This is a genomic window from Planctomycetota bacterium (assembly GCA_039182125.1).
Classification (GTDB): Bacteria; Planctomycetota; Phycisphaerae; order Tepidisphaerales; family Tepidisphaeraceae; genus JBCDCH01.
Genome location: JBCDCH010000047.1, coordinates 18,932 through 32,726 on the forward strand (window position 1 = coordinate 18,932; position 13,795 = coordinate 32,726).

14 protein-coding genes are annotated in these 13,795 nt (G+C 65.0%); 10 read left to right on the forward strand and 4 right to left on the reverse strand.

Annotated elements, in window-relative coordinates:
- Positions 1 to 117: 117 nt before the first annotated feature.
- The 7 genes from AAGD32_12560 to AAGD32_12590 are packed head-to-tail and all read left to right on the forward strand — an operon-like array spanning position 118 to position 5,278.
- Complete coding sequence (locus AAGD32_12560; GenBank protein MEM8875074.1) at positions 118 to 1,185, forward strand: L,D-transpeptidase family protein; 1,068 nt, start codon at positions 118 to 120, stop codon at positions 1,183 to 1,185.
- Between the two features lie 57 nt (positions 1,186 to 1,242).
- The gene (locus tag AAGD32_12565) at positions 1,243 to 1,548 is read left to right on the forward strand and encodes a Dabb family protein (GenBank protein ID MEM8875075.1); all 306 of its coding nucleotides are present in this window, start codon (positions 1,243 to 1,245) and stop codon (positions 1,546 to 1,548) included.
- Positions 1,548 to 2,831: a histidinol dehydrogenase gene (hisD, locus tag AAGD32_12570; GenBank protein ID MEM8875076.1), complete on the forward strand. Its 1,284-nt coding sequence runs from the start codon at positions 1,548 to 1,550 to the stop codon at positions 2,829 to 2,831. The genes AAGD32_12565 and hisD overlap by 1 nt, the downstream gene beginning before the upstream one ends.
- Before the next feature lie 56 nt (positions 2,832 to 2,887).
- Complete coding sequence (gene hisC / locus AAGD32_12575; protein MEM8875077.1) at positions 2,888 to 3,943, forward strand: histidinol-phosphate transaminase; 1,056 nt, start codon at positions 2,888 to 2,890, stop codon at positions 3,941 to 3,943.
- Positions 3,944 to 3,946: 3 nt separating this feature from the next.
- Positions 3,947 to 4,543 carry an imidazoleglycerol-phosphate dehydratase HisB gene (hisB, locus tag AAGD32_12580; protein ID MEM8875078.1) on the forward strand — a complete coding sequence of 199 codons (597 nt, stop codon included), beginning with the start codon at positions 3,947 to 3,949 and terminating at the stop codon, positions 4,541 to 4,543.
- 26 nt (positions 4,544 to 4,569) lie between these two features.
- Positions 4,570 to 4,962 (forward strand): hypothetical protein, encoded by a 393-nt coding sequence (locus AAGD32_12585; protein MEM8875079.1) that lies wholly within the window; start codon positions 4,570 to 4,572, stop codon positions 4,960 to 4,962.
- 34 nt (positions 4,963 to 4,996) lie between these two features.
- Entirely contained in the window at positions 4,997 to 5,278 is a 282-nt protein-coding gene (locus tag AAGD32_12590; GenBank protein ID MEM8875080.1) for a DUF2061 domain-containing protein, read from the forward strand.
- A 74-nt stretch (positions 5,279 to 5,352) separates the two neighbouring features.
- Here AAGD32_12590 and AAGD32_12595 read toward each other — a convergent pair whose 3' ends face one another.
- Positions 5,353 to 6,189 carry a hypothetical protein gene (locus AAGD32_12595; GenBank protein ID MEM8875081.1) on the reverse strand — a complete coding sequence of 279 codons (837 nt, stop codon included), beginning with the start codon at positions 6,187 to 6,189 and terminating at the stop codon, positions 5,353 to 5,355.
- A 63-nt stretch (positions 6,190 to 6,252) separates the two neighbouring features.
- Positions 6,253 to 7,722 carry a S41 family peptidase gene (locus AAGD32_12600; protein ID MEM8875082.1) on the reverse strand — a complete coding sequence of 490 codons (1,470 nt, stop codon included), beginning with the start codon at positions 7,720 to 7,722 and terminating at the stop codon, positions 6,253 to 6,255.
- Positions 7,723 to 7,969: 247 nt separating this feature from the next.
- Here AAGD32_12600 and AAGD32_12605 point away from each other — a divergent pair, with 247 nt between their 5' ends.
- Positions 7,970 to 9,691, forward strand: coding sequence for a 30S ribosomal protein S1 (locus AAGD32_12605; protein ID MEM8875083.1), 1,722 nt, complete (start codon positions 7,970 to 7,972; stop codon positions 9,689 to 9,691).
- A gap of 40 nt (positions 9,692 to 9,731) precedes the next feature.
- Here the strand turns inward: AAGD32_12605 and AAGD32_12610 are convergent, their stop codons facing one another.
- Entirely contained in the window at positions 9,732 to 10,304 is a 573-nt protein-coding gene (locus tag AAGD32_12610) for a DUF1572 family protein (GenBank protein MEM8875084.1), read from the reverse strand.
- A gap of 33 nt (positions 10,305 to 10,337) precedes the next feature.
- On the opposite strand from AAGD32_12610, the gene AAGD32_12615 reads away from it, so the two are divergent.
- Together AAGD32_12615 and AAGD32_12620 are read left to right on the forward strand one after the other, a co-directional pair.
- The gene (locus AAGD32_12615) at positions 10,338 to 11,135 is read left to right on the forward strand and encodes a prephenate dehydratase domain-containing protein (protein ID MEM8875085.1); all 798 of its coding nucleotides are present in this window, start codon (positions 10,338 to 10,340) and stop codon (positions 11,133 to 11,135) included.
- A 44-nt stretch (positions 11,136 to 11,179) separates the two neighbouring features.
- Positions 11,180 to 12,079, forward strand: a complete 900-nt coding sequence (locus AAGD32_12620) for a sigma-70 family RNA polymerase sigma factor (protein ID MEM8875086.1) — start codon at positions 11,180 to 11,182, stop codon at positions 12,077 to 12,079.
- Between the two features lie 90 nt (positions 12,080 to 12,169).
- On the opposite strand, the gene AAGD32_12625 is transcribed toward AAGD32_12620, so the two are convergent.
- On the reverse strand, positions 12,170 to 13,768 hold the full coding sequence (locus AAGD32_12625; protein MEM8875087.1) for an FtsX-like permease family protein: 1,599 nt from the start codon (positions 13,766 to 13,768) through the stop codon (positions 12,170 to 12,172).
- Positions 13,769 to 13,795: the final 27 nt, after the last annotated feature.

Below are 13,795 nucleotides of genomic sequence, written 5' to 3' on the forward strand. Positions count from 1 at the left end.
CGCAGCGGTGTTCGGAGGCGACGTTCGGGAACCCGGTGTTTCGGGACGGTGTTTCGAGCCGCGACGACTTCCCCTACCATCGCGGCCACTTCACCCCACGCCGCTGATGGAGACGGAATGCCACAGTTGAAGCTCAAGAAAAGCCACCGCCGCCGCCCCACCGCGGCGATCCTCACCACCCTCGCCTTGGCCGTCGCACTCGTGGCCGCGGTATGGATCGTTCTCCGGGAATCCCCCGAAACCTCGGCCGACTCACTCAAGCTGATGCAGCCGACGACGGAAGTCGAAAGCACACCGGCGGACGACGCATCAACGACGGAAAGCCGAACAATCCAAACCGTCATCGCCACACCACCGACACCCGAGCCCTCGGAGGCTGCCGTTGCGACGCCGACGGTCCGATCGACGACGGCCGCGCTCGACCCGGCGTTTCTGCAACAGGCTCGCCAACTCGCCGATGCCGGCAAACGGGTGCAGGCCCGCACGATGCTCAACGATCGCCTCGTCGCCGGCGATCTCAACCTCCGCGATCCCCAAAAGCTCAAGCAAGCCATCGCCGAGTTGCAACAAACACTCATCCTCTCGCCCGAGGTCGACCCCGCCGACCCCCTGGTCGATGTCGTCGAGGTTCCGTCGGGTGGCGCGCTGGCCCGGCTCGCCCGGCCCTTCGACGTGCCCTGGCAAGGCATGGCCCGCATCAACGGCATCGAGAACCCCAACCGCATCCGTGTTGGCCAGAGGATCAAGGCCGTGCGTGGGCCGTTCCATGCCGTGGTCGACAAGTCCGACTTTACGCTCGACCTTTACCTGGGTGGCCCGGGCGGTCCCGGCTCCACGTACGTCACGACGCTGCCCGTCGGCCTGGGCGAGGACTCGTCGACGCCGACCGGACTTTGGCGCTGCACGACCAGCAAGGTCGAGGACCCCAAGTGGACCAACCCCCGCACGGGCGAAGTCGTCGCGGCCGACGATCCGGAGAACCCGCTGGGCGAACGCTGGATCGGCCTCGAAGGCATCGAAGGCGATGCCGTCGGCCAGCAGTCCTACGGCATCCACGGCACCATCGAGCCCGAGACCATCGGCACAAACGCGTCCATGGGCTGCGTCCGCCTGCTCCCCGACGACGTCGCCCTGATCTACGACCTGCTCAAACCCGGCGAAAGCACCGTCCGAGTCGTCGAGTAGGCCTGGCTTGTTCAGTTTACTGAACATGCCGGAACCAAACCGACCTACGGTCCGACCATGCTCACCCACGTCGTCCTCTTCCGCCTGAAGGCCCCAACCCAAGCCGACGCCCTGATCGCCGACGCGACGCGGCTTCTGCGCGACATCGACACCGTCCGCGGCTTCCACGTCGGCACCCCCGCCGACACGCCCGACCGCCCCGTCGTGTACCGCGACTACCACGTCGGTCTGTCGGTCACGTTCGACGACGTCGCCGGCCATGACGTCTACGGCCCGCACCCCAAGCACGACGAGTTCATCGCGCTGCACAAGGACAACTTCGACGACGTGCGCGTCTTCGACTTCGATGGCGGTGCAGACTGATGCTGCCCATCCATGACATTGCCGAGGTCGAGCGTTACCTCGACGCCCTTCGGCTCGATCCGCGTTCGCTCATCGTCGCGACCGAGCAGGAGGACGCCGTGCGAAAGATCATGGCCGACGTCGCCGAGCGTGGCGACAATGCGCTGGTCGAATCCGCCCGGCAGTTCGACGATTCCGAGTTCACCGCCGAGCAGATCCGCGTCACGCCGGGTGAGATGGCCGAGGCTCACGAACGCGTATCCGAAGCGCTGCGCGTCGCCCTGCGGCGTTCGATTGATCAAGTCCGTGCCTACCAGCAGCACTTCATGCCGACCCAGCCCGAGCCGATGCGGCGCGACAGTGTGACGCTCGGGCTGCGGTGGACGCCACTCGCGTCGGCCGGTTGTTATTTCCCCGGCGGCAAGGCGAGCTACCCGTCGTCACTGATCCATCTCGCGGTGCCGGCGCAGGTCGCGGGCGTCGAGACCGTCGTCGCCGCGACGCCGCCGAGCAAGTACGGCAAGAGCGATCTGGTCCTCGCGGCCGGCCATGAGCTGGGCCTGCCGTTCATGGTCCGCGCCGGCGGTGCGGCCGGCATCGCCGCCCTCGCCTTCGGCACCGAGTCGATCCCAGCAGTCGACAAGATCGTCGGCCCGGGCAACACGTTCGTGCAGATCGCCAAGCGCCTGCTTTCCGGCGGCGTCGGTGTCGACGGATTCCTCGGGCCCAGCGAAGTGCTGGTCATCGCCGACGACACGGCCAACCCCGCGTTCGTCGCCGCCGATCTGCTCGCCCAGGCCGAGCACGACCCGGGCAGTTGCTTCCTCCTCACCGACAGCCGCGATCTCGCCGAAGCGGTCGTGGCCGAAGTCGGCAAGCAGTTCGAAACACTATCGCGTCAGTCCGCGATCAAGCCGGCGTTGGAGAAACACTCGGCGATCTTCGTCGGCGACATGGAGCAGTTACTCCCGCTGGCCGACCGGTTCGCCGGCGAACACGTCAACATCCAGACCGCCGACCCGCGGGCGACGCTGGCTCAGCTGAACAACGCTGGCTGCGTCTTCCTCGGCAAGCACTCGCCCGTCGCGGCGGGTGACTACGTCGCCGGGCCGAGTCACTGCTTGCCGACCAACACCACCGCCCGCTTCGGCGGCGGCATCAGCGTCTTCGAGTTCCTCAAGCGCACCGGCACCGTCGAGTACACCGCCGCTGGCATCGCCGCCGACGCCCCGCACGTCGACGCCCTCGCCACCGCCGAGGGCCTCGACGCCCACGCCGCGAGTGTCCGGGCACGCGTCGATTGACCCTCAGGCCTGGGTCACTTAAGTGACCAGGCCGAACGCACATAAACTCCCACCCGATGTCTCTCGCCCGACCGACGATCCAAGCCATGACCGGCTACGCCCCCGGCGAACAGCCGGCGGCCGGCACGCGCATCGTCAAGCTCAACACCAACGAGAACCCCTACCCGCCAAGCCCGGCCGTCATGGCCGCGATCGCCGACATTCAGCCGCATGCACTGCAGCGTTACCCCGATCCCGTCGCCAACAACTTCCGCGATGTCGCCGCCGATCGCCACGGCGTTGCCCGCGACAACGTCCTTGCCGGCAACGGCTCCGACGACATCCTCACCATCGCGATCCGCACCTTCGTCGAACCCGTCGACGGCATCATCGCCTACCCGACGCCGACGTACTCGCTCTACGCGGTGCTTGCGAAGCTGCAGGACGCGCGGGTGGTCACGATGCCATGGGCGGATGGCTGGCAACTGCCGGTCGACGAGCTTGTCGCGGCGAAGCCGGCGTTGACGTTCATTGTCAATCCGAACTCCCCGAGCGGCACGTTCATTGAGCCCGACGCGATCGCCGACCTGGCAAGCCGGGTGCCCGGCGTGTTGCTGGTCGACGAGGCGTACGCCGACTTTGCCGGGGCCGACTGCATGGGGCTCGTTCGCGACCATCCGAACGTGATCGTGAGCCGATCGTTGAGCAAGGGGTACGCGCTGGCCGGGCTGCGGTTTGGTTACTGCGTCGCGGACGCCGGGCTGATCGGGGAGATGTTGAAGGTCAAGGACAGCTACAACTGCGACGCCGTCAGCATCGCGGCTGCGACGGCCGCACTGACGGACGTTGACCATGCCGCCCGGAGCTGGGCCGCCGTTGGTCAGGAGCGAGATCGCGTCACGCATCAACTGACCGAGCTCGGTTTCGACTTGCTACCGAGCCGGGCCAACTTCGTCCTCGCCACCGTCCCCACCGGCCACGACGCCGGTGACCTCTACCGCTCCCTGAAGAGTCAGGCGATCCTCGTCCGCTGGTTCGATACGCCCGGCTTGACCGATAAGCTCCGTATCACCATCGGCACGCCGGCCGAAAACGCCGCGCTGCTCGACGCCCTCGCCACCCTGCTCGGCTAACCCATGGCACGCACCGCTTCCATCCAACGCACCACCGGCGAGACCGACGTCCGCATCGAGCTCGATCTCGACGGCACCGGCCAATCCACCCTCGCCACCGGCGTCGGGTTCTTCGACCACATGCTCGACCTGCTGGCCCGCCACGCGCTGATCGACCTGACCGTCGAAGCCAAGGGCGACCTCCACGTCGATGCGCATCACACCGTCGAAGACGTTGGCCTCGCGCTGGGCCAAGCCCTGCTCCAGGCCATCGGCGACAAGGCCGGCATCCGCCGCTACGGCTCGGCGAAAGTGCCCATGGACGAAGCCCTCGCCGAAGCGATCATCGACCTCTCCGGCCGACCCGCCCACGTCCTCACCGTCGACTTCGTCGGCACCACCATCGGCGACTTCCCCGTTGAGCTCGTCCGCGAGTTCTGGAAGTCCTTCGCCAACGCGGGCAAGCTCAACCTCCACCAGCACGCCCCCTACGGCGACAACGACCACCACCTCGCCGAGGCCATCTGGAAGTCCACCGCCGTCGCCCTGCGCGCCGCCGTCGAACACGACCCCCGCCGCGGCTCCGACGTCCCGAGCACCAAAGGCACGCTGGCGGACTGACCCGCGCCGTTGTCCTACGCTGCGGCATGCGATGCTTAGGGCTCTTAATCCTGGTCGGATTGGCGGGATGTTTGCCGGCGAAAGAGCCGGAACTGTTGATGCCGTTCGAGCTTTCCCGGCAGACCCCGGCGGTGCTGACATCGGACAAGGGAACGTTCGCCCTCGGCCATCGCAACACGACCGACGAGGAATGGCGGATCGTCCGAGGGAGCGTCGTCGCGGTGCCACAGGGAACACGGCTGGGCTTCCGTCCGGTCGACGGAAAGGTCGAAGCCGTGGTCGGTAACGGCACGTTCCCGCTCCGCGAGGTGCCGGCCACGGCGACCGAGGTCGCCTGGCTTCGGGTATACGACCTGCCCGAAAGCGAAGAAGTCGACGGTGAGGCACGCGAGGAGACCGGACTACCGGACTTTGACTGACGGCCTTTTCCATTGCAGCTTTTGACGAATGACCATGGCAGCAGCCCCGACCGTCGAACATGAGAGCAAGGCCGAGCAGGCCTCGACCGAGACCCGGGCGCGGTCAATTGCCAAAACGGTTAGTTGGCGTGCGCTGGCTTCGATTACGACCGGCGTCATCGCATTGGTCGCACTCACCCTATTCGACACCGGCGACACCGCGGGCAAGGCCAGTGCCGTCGGCAGCATCGCCGTGGTCGAAGTACCCAGCAAGCTACTGCTCTACTACCTTCACGAGCGGGTCTGGAGTCGGGTCGGCTGGGGCCGGGTTTCGTAGAAACCAAGCAAAAAGTGCAGGATGCCCGCACGGGCACCCTGCACTTGTGGATCGCGTGACGAATTCGATCGCATTTACTTTAGTTCGTCAGGCACGTCGAACGAGTTGCCGCCGAGGTCAAACTCGTCGGACACACCCGAAACCGTGAGCAACACCGACCCGCCCATTTGCGACTGGGTCGTTTCGGTCGGCATCAGGATGCCGAGGAACTCCTTGTAATTGTCGAACTGGACCGTGGTCTCGACAACGCTGCCCGGCATGGGCGCAAACACGGTCGCCTTGAGCAACAGGCCGGTCTCGATGCTGTAGAAGCGCGTTTCGGTTTCGCCGGTGAGTTTGTCGACGAGTTCGACCTTGTGGGTTTCCTCACCGTTGACGTTTTCGGTGCCGACAACGGTCATGGACTCGTAGTGCTCGGTGGGATTTAACAGCGAATCGAATCCGCTCTCGCGGACGGTCGCCTCTTTCTCGGCACCTTCGACGATGCGGGCACCGGTCATGAGATTGGACTCCCAGAACGTCTCGCCGTCGTAGCCACGCTTGATCTCCCCGAAGTTGGGAATGTCGGCGACCATCAGCATCTTCTCGCCGTCGCGGTACATCTTGTACGTGCCTTCGATGCCCTGGGCCTGAATGATGATCTTGCCGTCGATGACGTAGGACGCTTCGGCGACGGTCTCGTACGCCGCGCGACCGCCGGTCGCTTCGATGTAGGCATCGATGACTTGCTGGGCGGTCACTTCCGACGCATCGCCATGATCAGCGGCGGGCTCGGTCGCCGGGCCCGTGGACGGCACCGTCGACGGCTGAGTCGCTGGCGTGGTCGTGGCATGGTCATGGGCGAACGCCGGCAGCGCGACAAGGGCGGCGGCCAGAACGAGTGTCGTACGAAGGGTCGTGGTCTTGGTCATGATGGGGTTCTACGGGGAAAGCGGGTCAAAGTTTCACGGAATCGCGGTTCGGTCGTGCAAGGCTCAAGCCGCCCGGCGGCGCGTGCCATTGCGGCGGTTCTCCTCGCGCTCGGCGGCACGGACCTGGGTGATCCACTGCAACGCCGCCTCGATCACCGGGTCCTTTCCGGCGGCATACGTCGCACGATCCGGCACGACGCGAACGTCGGGTTGGACACCGTTGCCTTCGAGGCGTTGGCCCTTGTCCGACACATAGTCGGCGAACGCGTATTGAAGTTTGTCACCGTTGGGCAGATCGATGATGACGCTCGGCAGCGCGGCCCCGGCGGTGCGGGTACCGAACAAGCGGGCGCGATCGAGGTCGGCCAAGCCTTGTGCGAAAATCTCCGACGTGCTCATCGAGCCGCCGTCGATCAACACCGCGAGCGGCCCGTCGTAGTACGGCCGGCGTGGGTTGACGTTGAAGTCGAGCGTGGTGCCCCGCTGCTCCATCGTCCCGAGCTTCAGGCCGGTCTCGTCGACGAAGTACCCCACGATCCCGCCGGCTAGCGCACCGAGCCCGCCGGGGTTGCCGCGAACATCGATGATGACACCGGCCGCGTTTTGCTCAACGGCGTTCTGCACGGCGTCACGGATTGCGGGGATCAGCTTCGGCGGTGCGAGGAAAATGTTGAACGTGATGTACACGACCGGACCCTCGGGGGAATCGAACGTCCTCGACTCCACCGTCATCGGGAACGGCGGCAGATTTCCGAACTGCACCAACTCACCCTCGGGCGCGGTGCGCTCGATACCAACGAGGTCGCGTTGGCCATCAACACTCTCCAACTCAACTTCGACCGCGCTGCCGCGATCTCCGTTGAGCAGGTCGGTTACCGCCATCTTGCGGACGAACTCGCCGAGGAGGTCTCCGTTGGTTTCGTCGTAGAGGCGGTCAAGCAACGGTTCGAGCGGCTTGCCGTTGACGGCAATGATCTCCGCGCCCGGCACAACCGCCGGGTACCGATCGGCGACCTCGTCGGATACGTTCGTGACGATGGCCGCGTCGCCGGCGATGGCGATATCGAAACCGACGGTGCCCGGCAGCCCGCTGCTGCCGCTACCGGCCGGGGCGGTGGTCGGGTCATCGCTGAGGAGTTCCTCGGTCAGCCCGCTCTCGAACGAGTCGGCGGGGATGATCGCATAGTGCGACTCGCTGAGCCGGCCGATCATTTCCTGCATGACCGCCCGCGCTTCGGCCATCGACTCGGCGTCGATCACCTCGGGCCGCAGTTCGTCACGCACCGCTTGCCAGTCAACGCCGTTGAGGTTGGCGTCGTAGTGGTTGTCGCGGATGGTTTCCCACGTCAGGTCGAACGAGGCGACATTGTCTGCCCGCTGACGTTCGGTCAGCCCGGCCCGCGTCGGTCGAATGTCGGCCGAACCGTCATCACTAGGCGTGGTGACTCTTGCGCAACCGGGCGCAAGCAGCATCGCGGCGAGCAGCCCGCAGGCGGCGAAAGACAACTTTGTGCCGGTGTTGCGTCGCATCATTGCGGGCAGGTTATGCGTTCGAAAGTGCCTTGGCAGCGCCGGGGATTTGACGGCCTCAATATGCTGCGGTGCCGGTGGAGCGATCACCGGGGCGAGGCTATCCTCTAGCTTGCGCCACATTGTCCGTGGTGCGACCGAACCGGGCGATGAGGCGGCGTCCCGCCGGTCGGTGCATTTGCAAATCGCTATTGCCGCCTTTTCCCAGTGGACGGTGCCGCCATCGGCCCGTCGGATTCACGGTACTTTTATGGTCGATTTCAACCTTCTTTCTGAGCTGGACACCTTCGAAGACGAAGCCAGCACCCTCGTGATCGATGCCATCGGCGAGGAAGCCGCCGATGATCTTGGCTCCCTCGTCCAGGGCGACGAGGTCTTGGATTTCCGCAGCAACAGCATCATCACCGGCCGCATCAGCGGCAAAGCCGGCGAAGACTTCGTCGTCGAACTCGGACTCAAGTCCGAGGGCATCCTCGATCGCAACGAGTTCGATGATCCGGACTCGATGAGCGTCGGTGACGAGGTGCGCGTCCTGCTCGAAAATGTCGACCAGGATTCGGGCAGCCTGAGCATCTCCAAGCGCAAGGCCGACCGGATCATCAACTGGGAAAAGATCATGGTCGAGAAGCAGGAAGGCGACCATGTGAAGGGCAAGGTGGCCAAAAAGATCAAGGGCGGCCTGCTTGTCGACATCGGCGTGCCGGTCTTCCTCCCCGCCTCGCAGGTCGACATCCGTCGCCCCGGCGAGATCAGCGACTGGATCGGCCAGGAAGTCGAAGCGCTCATCCTCAAGATCGACGAGGAACGTCGCAACATCGTCATCTCCCGCCGCAAGCTCATCGAGCAGCAGCGTGAGGAACAGAAGTCCAAGACCCTCAACGCGGTCAAGGAAGGCGACATCACCACCGGCGTCGTCAAGAACATCGCCGACTTCGGCGCGTTCATCGACCTCGGCGGCATCGACGGCCTGCTCCACATCACCGACATGTCCTGGGGCCGCGTCGGCCACCCGAGCGAGATGCTCAAGATCGATCAGGAGATCGAGGTCAAGGTCCTCTCCATCGACTACGAGAAAGAGAAGATCGCACTCGGCCTCAAGCAGAAAACCTCCAGCCCCTGGGAGAACATCGAGACCGGCTACGGCATGGGCAGCGTCCACGAGGGCGAGGTCGTCAACATCATGTCCTACGGCGCCTTCATCAAGCTTGAAGACGGTGTCGAGGGTCTGGTCCACATCTCTGAGATGTCCTGGACCAAGCGCATCAACCACCCCTCGGAAGTCGTCACCCAAGGCCAGAAAGTTCAGGTCAAGGTCCTCGAGATCAACAAGGACAAGCAGGAAATCTCGCTCGGCATGAAGCAGGTCGAAGAGAACCCTTGGGACCGCGTCGCCGACAAGTACCCGCCCGGCTCGGTCATCGAGGGCAAGGTCCGCAACATCGCCAACTACGGCGCGTTCGTCGAGATCGAGGAAGGCATCGACGGCCTGCTCCACGTCTCCGACCTCAGCTGGACCAAGAAGGTCGGCCACCCGTCCGAGATCCTCAAAAAGTCCGAGGACGTCCAGGCCGTCGTGCTCAGCGTCGATCAGGAGAAGCAACGGATCGCCCTCGGGCTCAAGCAGATGCAGGAAGATCCCTGGCTCAACGTCATCCCCGAGAACTACCGCCCGGGCATGGTTGTTCAGGGCGAGGTCACGAAGATCGCCAACTTCGGCGTCTTCGTCGAGCTCGAGCCCGGTCTCGAAGGTCTGCTCCACGTCTCGGAGATTGCCGACCACAAGGTCGAGAAGCCCGAGGACGAGCTCAAGGCCGGCCAGAACCTGGAGGTCAAGATCCTCCGCGTCGACCCCGACGAGCGCAAGATCGGTCTCTCGCTCAAGCGTGCCCAGTGGGCCGCCGACCAGGAGAAGCGCGAGGAGGAGCGCTCCCAGCGCACCGACCGCAAGAACCTCCGCGGCGGCCTCGAATAGGTCACAACGTCAACGCACGAATCACCGAAAGCCCACGCCTTCAGGCGTGGGCTTTGGGTTGCGCGCCAAGCACACTCCGGCTCGCCGCCGTGCCCCAGGTCTCCTCGTTGAACGCCCGGCTCTCGCCCGGCGCGACCGTCAGCCAGTTCCAGCCGTCGTCGCTCTCACGGAGCAAACGTGCCAACAGCATCACCTGGCCGATGTGATACGAAACATGAGTCAACGCACGGTCGATCGCATCGGGAATCGTATGGTCGACGCCGCGAATCCAAACCGTTCGGTCAACGTCGGCAGGTCCGAGCGCTTCGAGCGTTTCGGTAAAGCAAGACCAACCCGTATCGAACCACGCCATCAACTCCGCGCGGCTGCCCGGCCAGTCCTGCATCTCAGCGTCGCGATCGCGCGTCGGCTTTTCGCCATCGGTCGTGAGAAAGTCAGTGAACCGACTCTGCAGATTACCGCCCAAGTGCCGCAAGATGACCGCGATGCTGTTCATCCCCGGCCGCGGCCGACGCACCAGAACCTCGTCGTCGGTCTGCTCCAAAACCGCGTCGATCATCCGCCGGTAGCCAGCGAGGGTCTCGCGAGCCGCCGTGAGCCAGGCATCGTTCATGGCATCAGCATAACCGTGGTGTAGGCTTCCGTGATGCCTGTTCATCACCTCGGACCGCGCGGCACGTTTTCCGAAGCGGCCGCCCGACACTTCGGCGACGAACTTATCCCACAACCGTCGTTCGACGCGCTCGCGTCGGCGGTCGGCGGTGACGCGGTCGGCGTGCTGCCGTACTACAACCTGCTCGAAGGCTTGGTTCAGGAACCGATCGACCTGATTTTCGAGCGTGAGTTGCACGTGAACGGCGCGGTGCGAATCCCCGTCACGTTCGCCGCCGGCGGCGCGGGCGAGCCGATCCGATCGCACCCGAAGGCGCTCGCCCAGTGCAGTGATTGGATCGCCGGCCGGGCCACGCAAGCCGCCCCGAGCACCGCCGACGCCGCCAAGCTCGCCGCGACCGACGGCGGCACCGCGCTCGCCGCCCGCCCCGCCATCGAAGCCGCCGGGCTCACGGTCATCCACGACGACGTCGGCAACCGTCGTGGCGGCCGGGCCAACTTCACCGACTTCCTTTTCGTCGCTGACACGCCTGCTGATCTGCGGGCCGGTGACTATCGGACGCTCCTCGCGGTGACGCCCGCGGAGGAACGCCCCGGCCTGCTCGCGGAGTTGCTCGCCCAGTTCGCCTTCCACCGGCTCAACATCGCCAAGATCCACAGCCGCCCCGCCTTCGGGGCCAACCACGACATCGAGCCGCAGATGTTCTACTTGGAGGTCATGTGTCGGCCCGACGACGACGCATTCGTGCGTTGTGCCGAGGCGATCCGCTGGCACTTCCGAAGCAGCGCCGACGCCGTCCGATTACTCGGCGGCTGGCCCGCATTAGGCTGATTTCGCCGGTAAACCCCCGGTGAGTTCGACCCGATGCGCACTGCATGGTCGCCAAGGCGGAGAAAACCAAACGTGCGTCGGCCCGCAAGGCCGAACCCAAAGCTGCCGCCCGCTCATCCGCGGTGCAGACGCCCATCCAGATCTACCTCAAGCAGATCAACAACTCGCCGCTGCTCACCGCCGACGACGAGAAGCTGCTCGCCCGTCGGATCATCCACCATCAGGACGCCCGCGCCCGTGACCGCATGGTCCGCTCCAACCTGCGCCTGGTCGTCAACATCGCCAAGCACTACACCAACCGCGGCCTCACGCTGCTCGATCTCATCGAGGAAGGCAACGTCGGCCTGCTCAAAGCCGTCGAGGGCTTCGACCCGGAAAACGGCGCACGCTTCTCCACCTACGCCAGTTGGTGGATCAAGCAGGCGATCAAGCGTGCCCTGATCAACGGCGGCCAGCCGATTCACATTCCCGCGTACATGGTCGAACTCATGACCAAGTTCCGCCGGGCCCACCACAAGCTCGAAGAAAAGCTCGGCCGCCCGCCGCGCGATTCGGAGATCGGCCGGGAGATGGACGTGCCGGTCAAGAAGGTCAAGATCATCCGCAAGGCGATCAAGGCGTTCAACGCCCCGAGCCAGTTCGGCGGCACCGGCCCCGATGGCGAGGAAGCCACCATCGCCGACGTCGTCTCCGACGACCGCACCCCCTTCCCCGACGAGCTCGTCCGCCACCGCGACGACCTGAAAAAGCTCGCAAGCGTGTTGGAGCAGATCGACGAACGGGCCGCGACGATCCTCAAGCTCCGCTACGGCCTCGAAGGCAACGACGGCGAACCGATGACCCTCAAGGAAATCGGCGCCCGCATCGGCCTGACAAGAGAACGCGTCCGCCAAATCGAGCACGAAACGCTCAAGCGCCTACGCGAAACGATGGAAGCGGCGTAAGCAAAATCGACTGCAAAGCCCACGGCTTCAGCCGTGGGTCCGCGAGACCGCACGACGACCCACGGCTGAAGCCGTGGGCTTTCGTAAACATCACTCAAACCGCAGCGCGTCCACCGGCTTGAGCCGTGCCGCCTGGATCGCGGGGACCACCGCGCCGATCACGCTGCTCACCACCGCCACGGCGAAGATCACCGTGGTCTTGAACGGCGGCAGTTCGCTCGGGATTTGATCGAACTGGTAGAACTGAGGATCCCACACCTGCACGCCCAGCAGGTTGTTCATCGCGTCGTGGATGGCGTTGATGTTCCAGACGACCACGCCGCCGAGCAGCACACCGAGCAGGCCGCCGACGATGCCGATGACCGCGCCGTAGCCGATAAAGATCCCGGCAATCCCCCACCCGGTCGCGCCGACGGATTTCAGGATGCCGATGTCGCGCGTCTTCTCCACGACGATCATGTAGAAGATGCAGAAGATCAGGAAGATCGCGACGATGCTCACGCCGCCGAGCAGGAACGTCACGAGTGCCGTTTCCTTCTCGACCTGCGAGATGAACGGGCGGTTCACGTCTTCCCAACTCACGACGTACGTCTGGCCGAACACGTCCAAGCCCTCCTCGAGCGCGACGGCGTCGACGATCTTTTTGACCTTGGCCTTGAGCACCTCGAGGTCCGTGCCGGGGACGGCGGCGACCTGAATCGCCGTGGTGCGGTCTGGCTCGCGAAACGCATTCCCCTCCGGATCGATCCCCTCACGCCCGACCATGTCGGCCATCTCTTGCAGGGTGTCGAAGTCGACGTACACCGTGTTGGCATCGCGGACATGCACGCCGGTCAGCGCGTCGTCGGCGACCCAGAACAACTGTGCGACGGGCGCGTCATCGGCACTGACCGCGATGCCGGAACCGGGCCGGGTCTTGGGCACGGTGAGCTTGGCGTCGAGGACGAACGTGCCGTAGCCGCGCGTCGGGCTGCCGTCTTCCTCGGTGTTGGGCGGGATGCGGGCCGAGAGGATCATGCCCGGCAAGTCCGACGCGTTGCGGCGTTGTCGCGAGAGATCAAGCTGCTCGTTGTAAATCCCCGGCGGCAACGGCAACGCCGTGCTCGGCCCCGACGCGTCGGCCAACTCGCGCAACGCGTCGGCCTGTGCTTCGGTCAACGCCGTCGGGTCTTCCGCCGCCGCCCGCAGCGCGGCCTTCTGCGCGTCCGTCACCTCGCCATCGCTGCGCGAAAGCAACGCCAACTCCTCCAGCTCGCCGAGCATGGCCACCTCGCCGTCGGCGATCTCATGGAGCAGTTGGTGCCGCAGGTATAACGCCTTGGGAAAATCGTTCACCAAACCGATGCGGTCCATCGGGTAGCCGACGACCTGCACACCGTCGGACAGGGTGCCCCGTTGCAGGGATAGAAAGCCGAACGCCTCGATCGTCGGCACTGCCGCCGTCACCTCCGGCAGTTTCTCCAACTCCTCGACCATCCGCTCGTAATGCGGAAAGCCGGAATAGCTCTGGGCCTGCACGATCACGTCGCCCGACAGCCCCTTGAACGACCGCTTGAACGTGTCGAGCCACCCGCCCATGACACTGATCGTCACCAGCACCATCGCCGTGCAGAGCATCACCGCAATGAGCGACGCCCACGCGATGCGGCGTTTGAAGAGGTACTTGCGGATGAGGAGGGGGAGGTACATGAACGACTACGTCCCCCTTCTGTCATC